Consider the following 19079-nt stretch of genomic DNA (forward strand, 5'->3'; position numbering starts at 1 on the left):
ATTTTAAACATGTGCCATATGAGAAGCGGCACAGTATACGTTAGGAATAATCTTTTTTGAATATTGTAAATGACGGCGATAGGGCGCTGGCCTTGATCGCGAACAAAAGCGTCGTTTTTTCGGGGGAGAAGGAGGGCGGCCGCCCCGCGGCTCGGCAGCGCGGGGCGGATGCCTAGACGTGAAACGCGGCGGCGATCAGAAGCTGATGCCGGCGCCGAGGTAGGCGCCGTCCGCCAGCTTGCGGCTGCGGCTATCGTTGTCGCGGCGGATGTCGAAGTAGCGGTAGCCGGCTTCCAGGCTGAGCGGGCCGAACGCGTTCCAGCGCACGCCGGCGGCGTAGTCGTTGACGCGGTTGACGCTGCCGCTGGAAAGGCCGCTGGGCGCATAGTAGGCCTGGCCGAACAGTTTGACCTTGGGCGCGAGATCGAAGCTGGCGCGGCCGCCGACCAGCGCGGCGGTGGCGGAGCCGCTGTCCGGCGACAGCGCCATCAGCTTGCCGCCGCCGGCCACGGTCAGCGGGCCCAGCGGCAGCGCGAACTCCAGGCCGGCGCCGCCGGCGCTGCCCTTGTGGTCGTCGCGCAGGTAGTCCAGGTTGAGGCCGAGGCCGAAGCCGTCCGGGGTGCGGGTGAATTGCTGGGCGCCGTTGCCGGCGCCGAACATGTAGTCGGCGGCGTGGGCGCCGCCGGCGAGGCCGGCGAGCGCCAGGGCGAGTGCGAAATGCTTCATGCGGTGATTCCTGTTGGTTCGACTGACAACAGGTAGTGACTGATTTCTAAAAAACAAGTTCATTCGCAGAGTCGGCATGCGTGGGCGCCATGCATGAAAAAACCCGGCATCGCCGGGTTGCCGGGCAGCGGGGCCGCTCAGCCGTTCAAGCGTTGCTCCAGCGACAGCACCATGGCTTTCAGCGCCGCCACTTCCGCCTCCAGCGCCGCCACGCGTCCGGTCAGGCCCACGTCTATCATTTCGCAGGCCTGGACCGGAACGATCTGCGGCTCGCCGCACAGCAGATGGCACCAGCGCGCCTCGCGCTCCCCGGGCTGGCGCTCCAGCTTCATCACCAGCGGCGGGTACTTGTCGGCCAGCGCGTTCAGCGCGGTTTCCACTTCGTCCGCGCCGGAGAAGCCGTAGATGCGGCCGGAGCGGGCGCGGATCTCGGCGCCGGTCTGCGGGCCGCGCAGCGTCAGCAGGCATAGCGCGGCCAGACGCGCGCCGTCGATGTTCCATTCGTAATTGAGGCGATGCTCGTACTTGGCCACCCGGCTGCCGGCCGGCAGCCGCTCGGCCACCAGCTTCTTGGCGATCAGCGCGTCCAGCGCGGCGCTGGCGTCGGCCTCGGACAGCTGCATCACCGGCTCGCGGCTGGTCAGCTGGTTGCAGGCCCCGACCAGCGCGTTCAGCGTCAGCGGGTAGGCGTCGGGCGTCAGCGCCTGCTTTTCCAGCAGCGCGCCCAGCACGCGCACCTCTATCGGGTCGAGTTGATGCGTGTCCATACATCCTCCATGGCGAGACAATGCTGTCATGATCGCATCAAATCCGCCGGCCGTCCCGCCGCATGGTCAATCCTGCTGGCGTTTTTCCAGCGCCTCCAGCTGGCGCAGGCGGCGGATTTCGCGCAGGCGGCTGTCGTGCTCCTCCTCGTCCAGCGCGCGGTACAGCGACACCGCCATGCCTATCATGATCAGCATGAAGGGCAGCGCGCTGACGATCAGCACCGCCTGCAGCGCCTTCAGGCCGCCGCTTTGCAACAGCACCAGCGCGATGGCGGCCAGCAGCACGCCCCAGATCAGCTTGACGCGGTGGCTGGGGTTCAGATCGCCGCCGCTGGTGAACATGCCCAGCACGAAGGTGGCGGAGTCGGCCGAGGTGACGAAGAAGATGATCACCAGCGTCATCGCCAGCAGCGACAGCAGGCGGCCGCCGGGCAATTGTTCGAACATCACGTAAAGCGCGGTGGAAACGTCGTTCTTGACCGCGGCCACCAGATCGGCGCCGCCGAACAGCTGCAGGTCCAGCGCGGTGCCGCCGAAGGCGGAAAACCAGACGAAGCTGGCCAGCGCCGGGACCAGCAGCACGCCGACGATGAACTCGCGCACGGTGCGGCCGCGCGAGACGCGGGCGATGAACATGCCGACGAAAGGCGCCCAGGTGACCCACCAGGCCCAGTAGAACAGCGTCCAGTTGGCCATCCAGGTGCCTTGGGTGAACGGCGTCATGCGCAGGCTGGTGCTGGTCAGATTGCCCAGATAGTCGCCCAGCGTGGTGGTGAAGGTGTCGAAGATGAAGCCGGTGGGGCCGAGCAGCACCACGGCCAGGAACAGCAGGATGGCCAGAATGATGTTGAGATTGGACAGCCACTTGATGCCGCGCGACAGGCCGGTCAAGGACGACAGCAGGAACAGCGCGGTGGCGATGACGACGATGGCCACGGTCAGCGAAGGGGACGGCGTCAGGCCGAACAGCATTTCCAGGCCGCTTTCGATCTGCAGCGTGCCGAAGCCCAGCGTGGTGGCGACGCCGAACACGGTGGCCAGCACCGCCAGCACGTCGATGGCGACGCCGACCGGGCCGTCGACGCGGTCGCCCAGCAGCGGGCGGAAGGCGGCGCTGATCAGGCCCTTCTGGCCGCGGTTGAACTTGAAATAGGCCAGCGCCAGCGCGGTCAGGCTGTACACCGCCCACGGGTGCAGGCCCCAGTGGAAGAAGGCGTGGCGCATCGCCAGCCGCGCGGCCTCGGCCGACTCCGGCGCGGTGGACGCGCTCGCCGGCGTGGCGAAGTGGGACAGCGGCTCGGCCACGCCCCAGAACACCAGGCCGATGCCCATGCCGGCGGAGAACAACATGGAAAACCAGCTCAGGCGGGAGAATTCGGGCTCGTCGTCCTCCTTGCCCAGCCGGATGTGGCCAAAGCGGCCGAAGGCCAGGTAGAGGGCGAACAGCAGGAAGCCGAACACCGACAGCAGATAGAACCAGCCGAAGCGGGAAATGGTGAAGCTCAGCCACTGGCTGGCGGCATGGGTCATGTGTTCCGGGGCGATGGCGCCCCAGAGCGCGAACAATACGGCGAACAACAAAGACAGGCGTAGGACCATCGGCACTCCTTGCATGGCGGCGCGCTGCCCCGCGCGGGGACGCTGCCGTGATGGATGGTGAACGTGAGACGCGGCTAGGGCCGCGGGCGAGGCCGGCAACCGCCGGCGCGAGAGCCCCGCCCGGGCGAGAGCCGGACGCTGGCGGGGCGAGACAGCATGGGTGGATAATCCGGCGCCGTCTGGCGCGGGATGTCCTGTTCATGATAATGAACGATGGCTGAATAGTTGAACAAAATCAATCAATTGCTTTTTAGACTATCATTATTAGCGTTTTCTTGTAAACATTCGCAATGGTTTTTTACATATGACGAGCGGGCCGGGGGCGCCGCTTGACAGCGAGTGGCGGCTTCGCCAACCTGTCGCGTTCATTGGAAGACGGCTGTCGGGAGCGAACATGATTCGAGTGGATGTTTTATTGGTGGAACAAGGGCTTGCGGCTTCGCGCACCGCGGCGCAAAACCTGATCGCGGCCGGCCGCGTCAGCTGCCAGGGCGCGCCGGTGAGCAAGCCCAGCCAGAAGTTTCCGCCCCACGCCGAATTCGCCGTGGTCGCCGACGAGGCGGACCGCTACGTGTCGCGCGGCGGGCTGAAGATGCAGGGCGCGCTCGCCGCGTCCGGGCTGGAAATAACGGGCTGGACCGCGCTGGATGTCGGCCAGTCCACCGGCGGGTTCACCGACTGCCTGCTGCAGTCCGGCGCGCGCCGGGTGGTGGGCGTGGACGTCGGCCACGACCAGTTGCACCCGCGGATGCGGGAAGACGCGCGGGTGCGCTATTTCGAGGGCGTCAACGCCCGCGCCTTGGACCGCGCGGCGCTGCTGGCCGCCAATGAAGGCGATGGCTTTGATCTGATGGTGTGCGACGTGTCTTTCATTTCCTTGAACCTGGTGCTGCCGTCGGCGTTGCCCTTGCTGAAGCCGGGCGGCCGCCTGCTCAGCCTGGTCAAGCCGCAGTTCGAGGTGGGGCGCGAGGGCTTGTCCAAGGGCGGCATCGTCCGCGACGAAAGCCTGTACCCGCAAGTGAAGGACAAGATAGACAGTGTGTTGGCCGGGCAGGGCATGCAGACGCTGGCCTGGTTCGACAGTCCGATCACGGGCGGGGACGGCAATCGCGAGTTCTTCGTCCACGCCGCGCGGCGCTGAGCGCGGCAAGGCCCGCGCGAGGCGGGCCTGGAAAGCCGGCGCGGGGGTTACTCGACGCGGATGTCGTCGTCCTCGGTGCTGCGCACCACCAGCAGCGGGCATTGGCTGCGGCGCAGGATGTCCTCGGCGAAGCTGCCCATGAACAGGTGGGCAAGGCCGCTGCGGCCGTGCGTGCCCAGCACGATCAGGTCGGCTTGCTGGGCGCTGGCGTATCCGATCAGCAGATCGGCCAGATCATGGCCGCCTTCCCAGCTTTTCTCCAGATGGCTGACGACATTGCCGAGGCCGGCGTTGCGTGCGATTTCCTGTGCGCGGGCCAGCGCCTCCTGGCCTTGCTCCAGCGCCAGATCGTAGCCGGGATCGCCGGCGTAGACGCCCAGGCTGTCAACGGCCAAGTCGCGCAGGCTGGCGACGTGGATCAGCGTCAGGCGCGCTTCGGTGAATTTGGCGACGCGGATGGCTTCGCGCAGGGCCTTGTCGGAGTTGTTGCTGCCGTCTATCGCGGCGATGATGTGACGATACATGGTCTTGCTCCTTCGCAAACTGCTGCCGGTGGGATGCTTATAGCATACCCCGATGGGGGCGGCAGTGTCTCGCCGGGTGAGCGCGGGTATTGATCCAGGGCAATGAAACGAATGTTTCATGGGCGAGGGCGGGCCAGGGGCTGGCGACGCCGTCCCCTGGCCCGTCTGGCGGTCGGACGCGCCGAGAAAATCCTTGTCCGCGAAGCGGACTCCTTGCCCCGCCGCGGCCAGCCCTGCCTCCGCGCAGGGCGATCCGGCTAAACCAGAAATCCCAGATACTGGCGCTCCCAGGTGCTGACCTGACGGTGGTAGTCGGTCAGCTCCACCTCCTTCACCGCCAGATAGCCGCGGCTGAAATCCGCGCCGAACAGCGATTCGGCGCAGCCGGCGGCCATCGCCGCGCAGGCGGCGTCCAATGTGGCGGGCAGGCTGGCGGCTTGCTGCTTGAACACATTGCCGTGCGCGGCCTCGTCCGGGATGAGGCCCTGCTCGATGCCGGCGAGGCCGGCGCCCAGGCTGGCGGCCAGCGCCAGGTAGGGGTTGGCGTCGCAGCCGGGCAGGCGATTCTCCACGCGGCGCGCTTCGGGGCCCGACACCGGCACCCTGAGGCCCACCGAGCGGTTGTCCAGCCCCCAGCTGAGGTTGACCGGCGCCGCCATGCCCTTGACGAAGCGGCGGTAGGAGTTGGGATTGGGGCAGAACATCGGCATCAATTCCGGCAGGAAGCGCTGCAGGCCGGCGATGAAGCCGAAGAAGACCTGGCTTTCCGAGCCGCCGGCGCCGCTGAACACATTGCGGCCGGCTTGATCCACCACGCTCTGGTGGATGTGCATCGAGCTGCCGGGCTCGCCGGGCAGCGGTTTGGCCATGCAGACGGCGCTGAGGCCGTGGCGCTGGCCGATCTCCTTCAGCGCGGTCTTGAACAGGAAGGTATCGTCGGCCAGTTTCAGCGCGTCGCCGTGCTTGAGATTGATCTCGAACTGGCTGGGGCCCATTTCGTGCACGCAGGTGTCGGTGGCGATGCCGAGCGTCTCGCAGGCTTGGTACAGCTCGTCGAAAAACGCTTCCAGTTCGCCCAGCGCGGAGAAGCCGAAGGCGTCGAAACCGGCCTCGCGGCGGCCGCCGGGCAGGCGGGGAGGCTGGAAGGGCCGGGCCGGGTCCTCGTGGGCGGCGAACAAGTAGAACTCCAGCTCGGGCGCGACGATGGGCGTCCAGCCACGCGCGGCATAGCGTTCCAGCACCCGCTTGAGCACCGAGCGCGGCGCCAGCGGCGACAGGCTGCCGTCGTGGTCGACGCAGTCGCAGATCACCAGCGCGCGCGGCGTCCTGGCCCACGGCACCGCCTTGAGCGTGCCGTAGTCCGGCGCCAGCGTGACGTCCGGGTCGTGCTCGCCGTAGTAGCTGTAATCGGGGAATTCGCCGATGCAGCTTTGCAGCGGCACCGCTCGGGCGATGCGCAGCTGCTGCCCCTGGATGAAGGCGGCGGCGGGCAGGGTCTTGCCACGGGGGAACCCGTGGACGTCGGCAAAGGCAAGCTCGACGTCTCTCACTTTGCGCTGTTGCAGCCATTCGGCTAGGCCTGCGGGCAGGCGGACATCAGACATACATTTCTCCACTGAGCGTGCGGGATTCCTGTCCGTCCTCGGTGTTGTTCTTGCTGTCATGGAGCATGTGTCCGCAGTCATTATGCCAGCCGCAACGGCGGCGGCAAGTGCGGCGATGCGCCGCGCCGCCGGCAACGGGAGAGAGGGCGGCCCCGACACCCGCTTTCAGCGGGGCCGGCCGCGTTTTCCCGGGGCGGGGGCGAGGTTCTCGTCCCGGGCGGAGATGGCGCCCGTCAGAGGCGGAAGCGGCTGACGGTCTGATGCAGATTGGACGCTTGCTGATCGATGGCGCGCACCGCTTCCACCGCGTGGCTGACCGAGTTCTGGGTTTCTTCCACTACGCCGGCCACCTGTTCGACGTTGCCGGCGATGTTGGTGCCGGCTTGGCTTTGCTCGCCCATCGCCACCACCACGTTGTGCACGTGCTCGAGCGCCGTGGTCGCCTGCTGGCTGATCGACTCCAGCGTTTCCGCCGCCTGCTGCACCTGGTCGACGCCGGCCTGCACCGCCGGGCGGATTTCGTCCATGCGGCCGGAGACGTTGCCGGTTTCGTTGATCACCGCCTGCACGATGCTGCTGATTTCGTCGGTGGCGGTGGCGGTGCGCTCGGCCAGCTTGCGCACCTCATCGGCCACCACGGCGAAGCCGCGGCCCATTTCGCCGGCGCGGGCGGCCTCGATGGCGGCGTTCAGCGCCAGCAGGTTGGTCTGGTTGGCGATGTCGCGGATGGTTTCGGCGATGCTGCTGATGCTGCGGCTGCGCTCGGCCAGCTGGCCCACCATGTCGCTGGCGCCGTGGATCTGGTCGGCGATCTGGCGGATGCCGTCGGCGGCGTTGCCGGCCAGGGTCTTGCCTTCGCTGGCCAGTTGGGCGGTGTCGCGCGCGCCGGCCTCGGTGTCGCGGGTGCTGGCGCTGACGTGGTCTATGCTGACCGACAGCTGTTCGATGGCGGCGGCGGCAGAGGTGGTGGACGAGCTGGCGATGCCGGACACCTCATGCACCTTGTCCATGTCGCTGGACAGCTGGTGGCAGGAGTGGTTGATGCTGGAGGTGGCGCGGCCGATCTCGTCTATCATCTGCCGCAGTTTGCCGCGCATGTCGCCCATCGCGCCCAGCAGGCTGTCGGGTCCGCCCTTGACCTGGATGTCGATGCTGAGGTCGCCGTCGGCGATCGCTTTGACCACGTCGGCGGCGTAGCCCGGCTCGCCGCCCAGCGACTGCAGAATGGAGCGCGACATCCAGCCCACCAGCGCGCCCAGCGCCACCACGCAGATCGCGGCCACCGCCAGCAGGGTGCGGGCCTCGCTCCAGAACAGCTGGTCGATGTCGTCGATGAAGATGCCGGTGCCTATCGTCCAGTCCCAGGGATCGAAGCGGAACACGCCGTTGAGTTTGGGAAACTCCTGTTCGCCGCTGCCCTTGCGCTTGGTCTGGATCACCAGCACGCCGTAATGCGAGTCCTTCATCGCGTCGTCGTAGGCCTCTACCGTGGTGCGGCCATCGGGCAGCTTGCTGCCCATGTCAACCTTGCCGACGCGGTCCTTGCTGGGATGGAACAGCACGCGGTGCTCGCGGTTGCGGCCGAAGAAGTAGATGTCGTCCACCTTGAGCGCGGACAGCGCGGCGATCGCCTGCTTCTGAGCCTCGGCGCGCGGCATGCCCTTGGCTTCCAGCTGCTGGAAATGGGTGAGGCTGTTCTCCGCCATTTTCAACAGGTGGACGATCTGGTCGCGTTTTTCCTCGTGCAGGGTGGCGCGAGTGGACAGCAGCGCGACGGTGGACAGGCCCAGCAACGCCAGCAGGCTGGCGATGATGATGATGATCAGGCGGGTATTCAGCTGCATTTTCGACACTCGGAGTAGGGGAACAAACCGCCGGCGACGCGGCGGCGGCGCGGTCCGCTTTCGGGCGGGCCTCGCCGGCTGATTATGCGTTTCTGTTGTTACAGTCTAGTTCAGAGCGCAAATATCAACATTGCAATTTTCCCTAATCCCGCGTCATGCCTGGGAGATTGGCAAGCGGCCGGAGCGCGCGGCGGCGTCGAACAGCGCGTAGTCTTTTTCCACTTGATCCGCGTAGGCCTGCGCGTAGTCCGCCAACGCCTGGTCGAACTTGTCGGACTGCCCCAGATAGCCGGCGATCTCGGCCGCGCAGCCGCCGGACTTGGCGTGGGCGCGCGCCAGCGTCCAGGCGCAGGCCTGGCCGTAGCTGGCCAGTTCCTCGGCATTGGAGAAGGTTTCCAGCGCCGGGGCGGCCTTCATGTCGCGCAGCTGGCGCATGTAGAAATGGCGATCGTCGGCGCCCTGAGTCCAGCCCAGGAACAGGTCGCTGGTGGCCTGCATCAGCCTTTGGCCGAACACCACGCGCTTGCCCTGGTTGCCGTGCGCGCAGGGCTGGGTGAACGGCTCCAGCACCGATGGCCGCGCCTCCTTCAGTTGCAGGAACAGCGGCTGGTCGTAGTCGTCTTGCAGCAGCAGCGCCAGGCAGCGGGTGCCGACGCTGCCCACGCCGACCACCTTGAATGCGGCGTCCACCAGCCGGAAGCGCTGCAGCAATTCGCGGCGGTCTTCCTTCAGCGTGTCGATGTAGCAGTTCAGCAGGCGCTGGATCTTGGCCTTGCTGTCGCCGCCCAGCCAGTCGTCGCAGGCGGCCAGCGGACTGTCATGGTCGTCCAGATGGAAGATCACCGGCGGATTGTCGCGCAGCCGCAGGCCGCCGTCTCCCAGGTCGGCCATCTTGGGCAGCAGCCTTTCCTGGGTTTGATTGCGCGCCTTGTTGGCTACCTTGTTCAACTGTTGGCGCATGCCTTCGTCGGTGGCTTCGGACAGCAGTTGCTCGAAGCCGACGCGGCAGTACCACAGCTCCAGCTGGCTCATCTGCGAGAAGCCCGCCAGCCGGCGGCGGTAAGTGCCGGCCAGGCGCAGCGCGGTTTCGCGGGCGGCGGATTCGTCGAAGCCGCGGCCGCGCGCGGCCAGCACTAGGCTGACCGCCAGCCGCTTCAGGTCCCACTCCCAGGGGCCGGGATGGGTCTCGTCGAAATCGTTGATGTCGAATACCAGTTGCCGTTCGGGAGAGGCAAAGAAGCCGTAGTTCATCAAGTGGGCGTCGCCGCAGATCTGCAGCCGCAGCCCGCTGTCTGGCCCGGCGGCGAGGTCGGCGGCCTGGATCATCGCCGTGCCGCGGAAAAAGGCGAACGGCGACGCGCGCATCCGCGCGTAGCGCAGCGGCACCAGCGCCGGCACCCGGCCTTGAGAGGTGGACTCCACCAGCGCCACCACGTCGCGCTCGGGCGCGAGGCTGGGTTCGGACTGGCTGGCGCGGGGGCAGCCGCCGCGGCGGGCTTTGCCGTCGGCGTAATGCTGGTCGTACTTGGGATGGGAGGCGTTGGACATGGGCGGCTCCGTCTGTGGCGCATGCCGTCAGTGTAACCGCTGGATGCGGGCATGGCGGAATCCGGGCGAGGAATCTTGTCCACAGCTTGTTCTGAAATTGTCCACACTATGCACAGCGCGCTGTGGATGGAATGGCTTGCCCACAATGGCGGAACGGGAATGAGGGAAATGCCCCTTGTTATGCACAAGGCTGTCCCAAGATATCCAGACTATCCACAGCGCGCTGCGGAAGTCTGGATTTATCCACATCATTTGCCGGCGCAGAGATGGATTTGTTTCTTCCAAGCGGGGCTCAGCGGCATGCCGTTCAGCCGGACTTCCAGCCTGCTGCCCTCGCCCTTGGGCTGGACGTCCACGCGGGTGCCGGACACGTCGCTGACCGGATTGCGCAGCGTCAGGCTGCGGCTGCCGTCGCCCTCGTCGCGGCGTTCGACGAAATCGTCGGGAATGTGCAGTTTCTGCAGGCCTTGCTGCAGGCAGTCGGCCACTTGCTGCGGCGGGCGCTGGCTGCTCAGGCTGAGCGAGGGAGCGGCGCGCAGCGGCGTGGCGCAGGCCAGCAGGGAAAGAGAGATGACGAGGGGGAGAACGGCGCGGAACAGGAACATCGGCTTCGGCATGGGTTGGTGACACAATGCCTGTTGGTGCGTCCGCCGCCGCCATGGGTTCCGGCGGCCGCAGCGGCAAGATGTTAAGCGATGTTACGCGAAGCGGTCGCCGGGCTGGCAGCGGCGCAGGAAGGCCAGCATGTCGGCGACGCGGGCGTCGCCCTCGGCCGGCGCCCAGGCGGCCACATCGGCTTCGGGCAAGGGAAGATATGGGCCGCGCTTCACTTCGAATACCACGCTGCCCGGCTGCAGCGATACTACCGCGTGCCAGACGCCGGCGGGCATCTCGAACACTCGGGCGCCATCTGCGCCCAGTCGGTGGCGAGCGACTACGGTTTCGCCGGCGGCGTCGAATTCGATCCAGTCCAGCGAGCCGGACAGCATGATCAGCAGTTCCGGGCTGCCCGGGTGGCGGTGCGGCCGGACATAGGTGTTCGGCTCCATGGCGATGGCCAGGCGCTGGATGCTGTCTTCCAGCTGCTCGTGCAGATTGTGGTGGGCGCGCAGGCGCGGCGCACAGGCGGCCTTGGCGGACAGGCCGGCCAAGTCTTGAGTCGTCAGGGTTTTCATTTTTGGGCGCGAGCGTGAAAAACTAAAGCGCGATTATGGCGCGAAATGGGGGCGTTGTGTCCGAACGCGTGGCGTTACCGCAGGGGCATGGTGGGAAGAGGCCGCTACGAGGTGGTTTTGTGTCCGCTGTGCGGACGGATGATTTTCATGGCGGGGCTGCCCGCCGGGCAGGCAAAGGGGCTGAACGGCCAGCCCCCTTGCAACCCCAGGCCGCCCCTGCGACCGCGAATTCCCGTTCCGTTGACGGATGGCAAGGCGCCGTCGAACTCGCCCCGCGCGAGCGTCGCGGGGCTCAAACATGCAACGGCTTAAAACCTTGCCATCCGCCAACGGAACGGCGCGGGTCGGAAGGGGGAGGTGGTTCGACGGTAGGTGGTCCGGGGATGAGTTATGGAAGAGAATCGATTAAGTGGTAAGTCGCATCGACAAAAGATGGGATTACCAACAAATGGACCCATGATTTCCCCTTGTTACGGCCAGAAAGACGAATATTTCCAGATAAATAAGTCCACAGGATTGGAGTTGGCCCCAATATATTTGCATCGGAGGACTCTCTATTTTGAAGTGAGAAGTCATCCATATTGTAATAATCCATGGCATGCCCGCCTGTTTGCTGAAATCGTTGAACATCAATTTGGGCGGCATGCAGAATTTTATTGCACACCTCTCTTAGTGGAAGGTGTTGCTGACCATTTTTCAAAGATTTCTCATCGTCGAATATCGTGCACCAGTGCTTATTATGGTTATCCTTGCAAATATTCTCGTATGCGATATATCGAGGATCTTGGAGAGGAAGGGTTTTCATCTGATCATCCAAAGTACGAATGCAGATAGCGAGATTCAGCAGCGCATGTGTTATTTCTCTTTGGAAGAACTGTGCTTCTAAGCATGATGCAGGGTCGCTGCGATCGTTTGGGTCGGAGAGGCTGGCAATGGTTTTGCTAGCGTAGAAAAGACAAAGAAGACGATAAGCATTGAGCTTGATCGTCTCCTTGTCGAACGCGTAGCGGTCTGGCTGGCTCATGGCATGAAGTAAGACTTACTGCCGGATCTGCCCATCGCCCAGCACGATCCATTTCTGGCTGGTGAGTCCATTGAGGCCGACCGGGCCGCGGGCGTGGATCTTGTCGGTGGAGATGCCGATCTCCGCGCCCAGGCCGTATTCGAAGCCATCGGCGAAGCGGGTGGAGGCGTTGACCATCACGCTGGCCGAATCCACTTCGCGCAGGAAGCGGCGGGAACGGCCGTAGTCTTCGGTGACGATGGCGTCGGTGTGATGGCTGCCCCAGTGGTTGATGTGCTCGATCGCTTCGTCCATGTCCTTCACCACCTTGACCGCCAGGATGGGCGCCAGGTATTCGGCGGCCCAGTCCTCCTCGGCGGCCGGCACGATCTTGTCGCCCAGGATCACACGGGTGCGTTCGCAGCCGCGCAGCTCCACGCCCTTCTCCCAGTAGGCCTCGGCCAGGCGCGGCAGGATGAATTCGGCGAACGCGCCGTGCACCAGCAGCGTTTCCATGGTGTTGCAAGTGCCGTAGCGGTGGGTCTTGGCGTTGACGGCGATGTTGAAGGCCTTGTCCGGGTTGGCGGTGTCGTCGATATAGACGTGGCAGTTGCCGTCCAGGTGCTTGATCACCGGCACGCGGGCTTCGGCGCTGATGCGCGCGATCAGGCCCTTGCCGCCGCGCGGCACGATCACGTCCACGTATTCCGGCATCGCGATCAGCTCGCCCACCGCGGCGCGGTCGGTGGTTTCCAGCACCTGCACCGCCTCGGCCGGCAGGCCGGCCATGCGCAGGCCTTCGTGCACGCAGGCGGCGATGGCCTGGTTGCTGTGGAAGGCCTCGGAGCCGCCGCGCAGGATGGTGGCGTTGCCGGATTTCAGGCACAAGCCGGCGGCGTCGGCGGTGACGTTGGGGCGAGCCTCGTAGATGATGCCCACCACGCCTAGCGGCACCCGCATCTTGCCCAGCTGGATGCCGGACGGCCGATAGCACATGTCGTCGATCTCGCCCACCGGGTCCGGCAGGGCGGCGATCTGGCGCAGGCCGTCGGCCATCGCCAGCGCGCCCTTGGCGGTCAGGGCGAGGCGGTCCAGCATCGCTTCGTCCAGGCCGGCCTTGCGCGCGGCGTCCAGGTCCTGTTGGTTGGCGGACAGGAGCTTGTCCTGGTCGCGGACGATGGCGTCGGCGATGGCGTGGAGCGCGGCGTTCTTCTGGTTGGTGTCGGCGCGGGCCAGCAGCCGCGACGCCCTGCGAGCGGCCTTGCCCAATTGCTGCATGTATTCTTTGACGTTCATGACGGGTGCCCTGCGTGTTTTTGGATTGTTTGCAGCTTAAACCAAAGCGAGGACAGCGAACAGAGACTATCCGAATGCAGATTGGCTATTGTCCGGCAGGCGGCTCCCGCCAGCGCTCGGCCGGCACCACCAGCGGCTGGCCGGGCTGCTCGACGAAGTGCGGCGACATGATCTGCACGCCGAACTCGTTGAAGGCGTCCAGGATCTGGCCGTGCAGCGCGTCGCGGACGGCGGGCGCCAAGGCGCCGCGCGCCAGCCTGGCCTGCAACTCGTATTCGATGTAAAAGTCTTGCAGCGCGAGCTTGCGCACCCGCGGCGGCTCGGCCGGGTCGATGCCGGCCGTGCGGCGCGCGGCCAGCTCCAGCAGCGCTTCCACCTGCCGCCACGGCGTGTCGTAGCCTATGGTGACGCGGGTAGCGATCATCGCGCCGTCGGCCCCGTCGTGGCGGCTGTAGTTGTTGACCAGTCCGCCCACCGCCACCGCGTTGGGGATGGTGATCTCGAATCCCTGGCCGGTGCGCAGTTTGGTGGACAGTGCCGACAGCTCGCTGACGGTGCCTTCCGCCTCGCCTATCCTCACGTAGTCGCCGGGCCGCAGCGCGCGGGAGTAGATCAGCACCAGTCCGCTCATCGCGTGGTTCATCAGGCCGGCCGACCCCAGCGTCACCATCAGGCCGAAGAACACGCTGACGCCCTTGAAGGCGTCGCTGCCGGCGCCGGGCAAATAGGGATAGGCGACGATCAGCGCGAACAGCCACAGCACCGCCGACGCCAGCCGGCGGGTGGCGCCCACCGTCTCCGCGTGCAGGCCGGGCAGCTCCAGCTGGCCGCGCTCCACGATGCCGAACAGCAGCCCAAGGCCGCGGCCGATCAGCCGGGTCAGCAGGAAGATCACCGCGACGATGGCGAGGCCGGGCAGCGCCGACAGGCAGTCGTCGGCGATGGTGGACAGCAGATGGTAAAAGGCGCTGGCCAGCTTGCGGCCCAGCGGCCGGGTGTAGGGGAACAGCGCCAGCGTGTAGCCAAGCCAGGCATAGCCGGCGACGAGGGCGGACAATAGGGCGGTGATGTCAACCAGCTGCCGCTCCGCCGCCAGCAGGAAGCGCCGCAGCGGCAGCCGGCCGGCCAGCAGCGGCAGCCTGCCCGGCGGCGACTGGGCCAGACGCCGCCGCGAAGCCGCGCGGGCGCGGACGATCAGGTACAGCGCGGCGGCGAACAGGATGGAGGCGAGCAGGGCCAGCAGCGAGGACTGGACGATGCGCTGCGGCGAGCGCCGCTCCAATACCGCCAGCCTCAACTCGTTCAGCCGGTCGCGGACCAGGGCGCCGGCCTGTTCCAGCGTCAACTGGTCGCCGGGGTCGAGGTCGCCCTCCAGGATGGTGAACAGAGGCTTGCCGCGCATGCTCAGCGCCAGTCCGCGCAGCCTGCCGTCGTCATAGGGCGCGGCCGTCACGGGCTGGCGCAGGTCTTCCGGCTGCATCGCGGCCAGTCGCTCCAGCGTGCGTTGCAGCCTTTGCTCGGGCGTCAGGCTGCCCTGGTCGGCGAGAAACAGGAAAACGGGGCGATTGTCCAGCACCAGGGTGCGGGCCTGGTCGGCGGCGGATGGCGAGGCATGGGGTTCGGCGGCGTGGACGAGCAGGGGGAGGGACAGCAGCAGCGACAGCAGGAGGCGGCGAATCTGGGACATGGCGGCTCCGGGCGGCGGCGATGATATCTGCATCATCGCACAGCCGCCGCCGTCCGGCATCCTCCCGCGGGCTCGGCGGTCAGAGCGGCTCGGCTTGCAGCTTGGCCAGTTCCGCGGCGCGGGCGGCGGTGGAGGCCAGCTCGCAGTCGGCCGCCACCAGCGATTCGGCGGTGCCGCCGTCGGGATCGACATAGGCGCTGCAATTGGCGGCGCGGTATTTCAGCCATAGCCGCTGCGCGGTCTGCAGCCTTTGCCGGCGCTTGGCCGGCAGCGCGGCCATCAGCTTGCGGTAGTTGTCGTTCAATTGCTTGTCCTGGCGCGCGTGCTCGGCGGCGATGCAATCCAGCATGCCGACGGTGACGCCGCCTGTCTGGTCCATGCATTGGTCGTAATGATGGCTGTACATCGTCTCTTCGGCGCAGGCGAAGGCGCGGATGGACAGGAGGCCGAGCAGCAGCAGGGCGGACAGGCGTAGGACGTATCGAGTCATGTTTTGATGGTTTTCCAAGGTGCGCACGCGGAATAGCAGGGGAAGCCGGCCCGCGGAGGCGAGCCGGCCATGGGGCTTAGAGCTGCAGCGCGCCGGTCAGGTCGCCCGGCGGCTGCGCGCCGCGCTCATGGAAGGCCTGGTTGCGCACCTTGACGCCTTCCAGCTCCGGCAGGCCGTGCAGGCGGCTGATGAAGCGGATGATGGAGGTGGTGTCGTAGAAGGTGTGGTCGACATGGCCTTTTTTGGCGAACGGCGACACCACGATGGCCGGGATGCGGCTGCCCGGGCCCCAGCGGTCGCCTTTGGGCGGGGCCACGTGGTCCCACCAGCCGCCGTTCTCGTCATGGGTGATCACCACCACCATGTTCTTCCACTGCGGGCCGCTCATCAGGTGCTGCAACACGTTGGCCACGTGGCGGTCGCCGCTTTCCACGTCGGAGTAGCCGGCGTGCATGTTGAGGTTGCCCTGCGGCTTGTAGAAGGCGACCGCCGGCAGCTTGCCGGCGACGGCGTCGGCGATGAAGCGGTTGCTGATCGGGCTGTCGCCCAGGCCGCCGTCGCGCAGGTGTTTTTCGCGGGCCGGGGTGCCGGGCGCGTAGTTCTTGAAGTAGTTGAACGGCTGATGGTGGTATTGGAAGTTGGGCGTGTCCGGACCGCCCTTGCCTTCCAGCGCCGCCTGCCAGCTGCCGCCGTACCAGGCCCAGCTGACGCCCTTGCGCGACAGCAGGTCGCCGATGGTGTCGTAGGTTTGCGGCGGCAGGGTGTTGGCGTCGGCCGGGTCGGCGTAGCGCTTGTCGCCGCCTTCGGCCGGCTTGACGTAGCTGGGCTGGAACGGGGGGGCCATGGTGTTGACCGCGTAGCCGTCCGGCGTGATCGCGCCGTTGTTGACGAATTGCGGCGGGCCGTCCATCGCCGAACTGGGCGCTTTCACCTTCAGCTTGTAGCCCTTGGGGCCGTCGTCCAGCACCGCGATCTTCTTTGCCGCCGCGGTGTCCTTGGCGTTGAAGTATTCCGGCGTGCGGGCGGAGATCAGGAACTGGTGGTTCAGGTAGGAGCCGCCGAAGGCCGCCATGAAAAAGTTGTCGCACAGCGTGTATTGCTGGGCGATCTTCCACTGGTTGAGATTTTTCGCGGTTTCGCCGTAGTAGCCCATCACCAGCGCGCCGGAATCGGCCCAGGCGACGAACTGGTCGTTCCGGCCGCCGTTGATCTGCATCTGGTTCTGGTAGAACAAATGCCACAAGTCGCGGGTGATCACGCCTTCCGGCAGCGGCTCGCCATCGGCGTCTTTCAGCGGGAACGGGCCGTTGGCCAGGTTCTGGATCTTGTCTTCTTCTATCAGGTAGTACTTGCCGCCCACGGTCTGGCCGCGCTGCACCATGCCGCCCCAGATCTTGGGCAGGTTTTTCAGTTTGGAGCCGTCGCGGTCCAACTGGACACAGGCTTCGGCCGGCGCCTTGGACAGCGGGTGCTTCACGCCGGGGAAGTTGCCGTACAGATTGTTGAAGCTGCGGTTTTCCAGATAGATCACCACCACGTTCTTCACGTGATGGCGCAGCTTGGCGTCCAGCGGGCCGTGGGCAGCCGGGGCGGCTTCGGCGCTTTCGCTGAGGGCGGCGGGCAGCGCGGCGGCCGCGCCGATGGCGGCCAGACCTTCGAACAGCCGTCGGCGCGAGGGGTCTTGCGGCGCGGTTTCGGGAGTGGTTTCGGGCGTATCGTGTTCGGACATGGCGGTCATCCTGATGGTGCTGGACGTTCAGCGGGAACTCGCCACTTTACTCCGCTTTGATGTCGATCTGAAGCCGTTCAGGCATTCGGCATGCCGGAGGGCGGCTCAACCACGCCGCTGATGGGCGATCAGCCGGGCCAGCGCCGCCCGCACCATGGGGTTGTCTATGCAGGATGCCGCCTGCTCCATGCCGTCCAGCGCGTTTTCGCTGATGGCCAGCGTTTTCGGCTTCTTGGGACGAAGGATCTGCAGCGCCACTTTCACCCGTACCTTGGACGCGATGTAGCCTTGCTTGGCCAGTTGCGGCAGCAGGCCGGGCGCGGTCATGCGCAAGCGGGCGGCGACGATGCCGTTGTCGGCGTGGATCACCAGTTCGTCGTCGCGGATGCGCACCGCGCGGCAGGCCTCGGCCATCGGCTGTGGAATCAATTTCTTGAAGGCGCGGTCCAGCGCCATCAGCTCGCGGGCGGCGGCGGTGAGGCGGGCCAGGGTCTGGTCCTGGCTGGCGATGTCGTTGAGCGGGCGTCCGGACATGAGAAAGAATAAGGTGTCGATGCCGCATTGTAGCATTGGGCGGACGCGGCGAAGAAAGCGAACGCCGCGGGGCGTCCGCCATGCCGCGCGGAAGGGTTTACTGGCCGCCTTCCACGTCTTCCAGGCTGAAGGTTTCGGTGTGGTCGTTGTAGGAGAAGATCTCGGCGTAGCGGCCCCAGCTGATTACCGTGTCCAGCGTTTCCTCGGCGGACTGGTCGGACAGAGAATCCTCCAGCTCCTGGGCGAAGCGGGGGCGCGGCGCGCGCTGGCCGGGGCGCTCCTGCAGCACCTTGCGGATGTGGGCGGCCATCGGCACGTGGCGCAGCAGGTGCTCGGCGAACAGCACCTTGCGCTCCTGGGTGCCGTAGTCGGCGAAATGCTTGCCGGCGGCGGTGAGCAGGATGTCGCCGTCCTTCAGTTCGACGAAGCCCAGGTGCTCCAGGATTTCCGCCACCGGGAACAGGTCGTCCACTTCCAGCCGCAGTTTCTCGGCGATTTCAGGCATGTCGGCCTTGCCGAAGTAGGGCGCTTGCGCCACTTCCTCGATCAGGCCGGCCATCAGGTTGGTGGACACCTCGGGCAGCGGACTGCCGATTTCCAGCGGCAGCTTGTGCAGGGTATGGGCGCTGCGGCGCGCGGTCATCAGCGCGTAGATGTCGTCCACCATCTTGCGGAAGGCCGGGTCCAGACGATTGCGGCGGTGCGGGAACGGCACCTTGATCTCGGCTACCACGCGGCCGGGGTTGGACGACAGCACCAGGATGCGGTCGCACATGAACACGGCCTCTTCGATGTTGTGGGTGACGATCAGCACCGACTTGATCGGCAACTGGCCCTCGCTCCACAGGTCCAGCATGTCGGTGCGCAGCGTCTCCGCGGTCAGCACGTCCAGCGCCGAGAACGGCTCGTCCATCAGCAGCAGGCGCGGATTCACCACCAGGCCGCGGGCGAAGCCGACGCGCTGGCGCATGCCGCCGGACAGCTCGCGCGGGTAGGCGTTTTCAAAGCCGTCCAGGCCGATGAGGTCGATGGCGGCCAGCGCGCGGCGGCGGCGTTCCTTGGCGTCCACGCCCAGCGCCTCCAGGCCGGCCTCCACGTTTTGCAGCACGGTCAGCCAGGGGAACAGCGCGAAGGTCTGGAACACCATGGCCACGCCTTCGGCCGGGCCCTTCAGCGGCTTGCCCTGGTAATTCACTTCGCCGCTGCTTTGCTGGATCAGGCCGGCGATGATGCGCAGCAAGGTGGACTTGCCGGAGCCGGAGCGGCCCAACAGGCCGACGATCTCGCCCTCGCGCAGCGTCAGGTTGACGTCGTCCAGCACCTGGATCTCGTCGCTGCCCTTGGAGAAGCCGCGGCAGACGTTTTTCAGCTTGAAGATTTCCTGTCCCAAGGCGGTTTGGTTGGTCGTCATG

At 66.2% G+C, this 19079-nt stretch carries 17 protein-coding genes; 1 reads left to right on the forward strand and 16 read right to left on the reverse strand.

Annotated features, from left to right (window positions below; all coding sequences use genetic code 11):
- Window positions 1-195: 195 nt before the first annotated feature.
- From DK842_RS09815 to DK842_RS09825, 3 genes are all read right to left on the reverse strand, one after another.
- Window positions 196-726: a YfaZ family outer membrane protein gene (locus tag DK842_RS09815; RefSeq protein ID WP_168191869.1), complete on the reverse strand. Its 531-nt coding sequence runs from the start codon at window positions 724-726 to the stop codon at window positions 196-198.
- 137 nt (window positions 727-863) lie between these two features.
- Window positions 864-1493 (reverse strand): YceH family protein, encoded by a 630-nt coding sequence (locus tag DK842_RS09820; protein WP_168191870.1) that lies wholly within the window; start codon window positions 1491-1493, stop codon window positions 864-866.
- Between the two features lie 66 nt (window positions 1494-1559).
- Window positions 1560-3092, reverse strand: a complete 1533-nt coding sequence (locus tag DK842_RS09825) for a glycine betaine uptake BCCT transporter (RefSeq protein ID WP_114061310.1) — start codon at window positions 3090-3092, stop codon at window positions 1560-1562.
- Between the two features lie 394 nt (window positions 3093-3486).
- Between DK842_RS09825 and DK842_RS09830 the strand changes: the two genes are divergently transcribed.
- A complete protein-coding gene (locus DK842_RS09830; RefSeq protein WP_114061311.1) occupies window positions 3487-4233 on the forward strand; it encodes a TlyA family RNA methyltransferase in 747 nt (248 codons plus the stop codon).
- Window positions 4234-4280: 47 nt separating this feature from the next.
- Here the strand turns inward: DK842_RS09830 and DK842_RS09835 are convergent, their stop codons facing one another.
- From DK842_RS09835 to DK842_RS09895, 13 genes are all read right to left on the reverse strand, one after another.
- Window positions 4281-4757, reverse strand: a complete 477-nt coding sequence (locus tag DK842_RS09835) for a universal stress protein (RefSeq protein WP_168194863.1) — start codon at window positions 4755-4757, stop codon at window positions 4281-4283.
- Window positions 4758-5014: 257 nt separating this feature from the next.
- Window positions 5015-6361 (reverse strand): glutamine synthetase family protein, encoded by a 1347-nt coding sequence (locus tag DK842_RS09840; RefSeq protein WP_114061313.1) that lies wholly within the window; start codon window positions 6359-6361, stop codon window positions 5015-5017.
- Between the two features lie 233 nt (window positions 6362-6594).
- A complete protein-coding gene (locus tag DK842_RS09845) occupies window positions 6595-8205 on the reverse strand; it encodes a methyl-accepting chemotaxis protein (protein WP_114061314.1) in 1611 nt (536 codons plus the stop codon).
- Between the two features lie 153 nt (window positions 8206-8358).
- Window positions 8359-9753 (reverse strand): DUF2252 domain-containing protein, encoded by a 1395-nt coding sequence (locus DK842_RS09850; protein WP_114061315.1) that lies wholly within the window; start codon window positions 9751-9753, stop codon window positions 8359-8361.
- Between the two features lie 248 nt (window positions 9754-10001).
- Window positions 10002-10370 carry a hypothetical protein gene (locus DK842_RS09855; RefSeq protein WP_114061316.1) on the reverse strand — a complete coding sequence of 123 codons (369 nt, stop codon included), beginning with the start codon at window positions 10368-10370 and terminating at the stop codon, window positions 10002-10004.
- Between the two features lie 81 nt (window positions 10371-10451).
- The gene (locus DK842_RS09860; RefSeq protein ID WP_114061317.1) at window positions 10452-10928 is read right to left on the reverse strand and encodes a WbuC family cupin fold metalloprotein; all 477 of its coding nucleotides are present in this window, start codon (window positions 10926-10928) and stop codon (window positions 10452-10454) included.
- A gap of 388 nt (window positions 10929-11316) precedes the next feature.
- Entirely contained in the window at window positions 11317-11952 is a 636-nt protein-coding gene (locus tag DK842_RS22985) for a hypothetical protein (protein ID WP_145964011.1), read from the reverse strand.
- A 15-nt stretch (window positions 11953-11967) separates the two neighbouring features.
- Complete coding sequence (locus tag DK842_RS09870) at window positions 11968-13227, reverse strand: glutamate-5-semialdehyde dehydrogenase (protein WP_114061319.1); 1260 nt, start codon at window positions 13225-13227, stop codon at window positions 11968-11970.
- A gap of 85 nt (window positions 13228-13312) precedes the next feature.
- Window positions 13313-14914: a mechanosensitive ion channel family protein gene (locus tag DK842_RS09875; protein WP_198414664.1), complete on the reverse strand. Its 1602-nt coding sequence runs from the start codon at window positions 14912-14914 to the stop codon at window positions 13313-13315.
- A gap of 79 nt (window positions 14915-14993) precedes the next feature.
- Complete coding sequence (locus DK842_RS09880) at window positions 14994-15404, reverse strand: lysozyme inhibitor LprI family protein (RefSeq protein ID WP_114061320.1); 411 nt, start codon at window positions 15402-15404, stop codon at window positions 14994-14996.
- Window positions 15405-15480: 76 nt separating this feature from the next.
- Entirely contained in the window at window positions 15481-17133 is a 1653-nt protein-coding gene (locus tag DK842_RS09885; RefSeq protein WP_114063695.1) for an acid phosphatase, read from the reverse strand.
- A gap of 105 nt (window positions 17134-17238) precedes the next feature.
- A complete protein-coding gene (locus DK842_RS09890; RefSeq protein WP_114061321.1) occupies window positions 17239-17667 on the reverse strand; it encodes a DUF721 domain-containing protein in 429 nt (142 codons plus the stop codon).
- Window positions 17668-17764: 97 nt separating this feature from the next.
- Entirely contained in the window at window positions 17765-19078 is a 1314-nt protein-coding gene (locus tag DK842_RS09895) for an ABC transporter ATP-binding protein (protein ID WP_114061322.1), read from the reverse strand.
- Window position 19079: the final 1 nt, after the last annotated feature.

The sequence above is a fragment of the Chromobacterium phragmitis genome (assembly GCF_003325475.1).
Taxonomy (GTDB): domain Bacteria; phylum Pseudomonadota; class Gammaproteobacteria; order Burkholderiales; family Chromobacteriaceae; genus Chromobacterium; species Chromobacterium phragmitis.

Coding starts and splice junctions, on each gene's coding strand:
- DK842_RS09815 (WP_168191869.1), bottom strand. CDS start 726: ATGAAGCATTTCGCACTCGCCCTGGCGCTCGCCGGCCTCGCCGGCGGC.
- DK842_RS09820 (WP_168191870.1), bottom strand. CDS start 1,493: ATGGACACGCATCAACTCGACCCGATAGAGGTGCGCGTGCTGGGCGCG.
- DK842_RS09825 (WP_114061310.1), bottom strand. CDS start 3,092: ATGGTCCTACGCCTGTCTTTGTTGTTCGCCGTATTGTTCGCGCTCTGG.
- DK842_RS09830 (WP_114061311.1), top strand. CDS start 3,487: ATGATTCGAGTGGATGTTTTATTGGTGGAACAAGGGCTTGCGGCTTCG.
- DK842_RS09835 (WP_168194863.1), bottom strand. CDS start 4,757: ATGTATCGTCACATCATCGCCGCGATAGACGGCAGCAACAACTCCGAC.
- DK842_RS09840 (WP_114061313.1), bottom strand. CDS start 6,361: ATGTCTGATGTCCGCCTGCCCGCAGGCCTAGCCGAATGGCTGCAACAG.
- DK842_RS09845 (WP_114061314.1), bottom strand. CDS start 8,205: ATGCAGCTGAATACCCGCCTGATCATCATCATCATCGCCAGCCTGCTG.
- DK842_RS09850 (WP_114061315.1), bottom strand. CDS start 9,753: ATGTCCAACGCCTCCCATCCCAAGTACGACCAGCATTACGCCGACGGC.
- DK842_RS09855 (WP_114061316.1), bottom strand. CDS start 10,370: ATGCCGAAGCCGATGTTCCTGTTCCGCGCCGTTCTCCCCCTCGTCATC.
- DK842_RS09860 (WP_114061317.1), bottom strand. CDS start 10,928: ATGAAAACCCTGACGACTCAAGACTTGGCCGGCCTGTCCGCCAAGGCC.
- DK842_RS22985 (WP_145964011.1), bottom strand. CDS start 11,952: ATGAGCCAGCCAGACCGCTACGCGTTCGACAAGGAGACGATCAAGCTC.
- DK842_RS09870 (WP_114061319.1), bottom strand. CDS start 13,227: ATGAACGTCAAAGAATACATGCAGCAATTGGGCAAGGCCGCTCGCAGG.
- DK842_RS09875 (WP_198414664.1), bottom strand. CDS start 14,914: ATGTCCCAGATTCGCCGCCTCCTGCTGTCGCTGCTGCTGTCCCTCCCC.
- DK842_RS09880 (WP_114061320.1), bottom strand. CDS start 15,404: ATGACTCGATACGTCCTACGCCTGTCCGCCCTGCTGCTGCTCGGCCTC.
- DK842_RS09885 (WP_114063695.1), bottom strand. CDS start 17,133: ATGTCCGAACACGATACGCCCGAAACCACTCCCGAAACCGCGCCGCAA.
- DK842_RS09890 (WP_114061321.1), bottom strand. CDS start 17,667: ATGTCCGGACGCCCGCTCAACGACATCGCCAGCCAGGACCAGACCCTG.
- DK842_RS09895 (WP_114061322.1), bottom strand. CDS start 19,078: ATGACGACCAACCAAACCGCCTTGGGACAGGAAATCTTCAAGCTGAAA.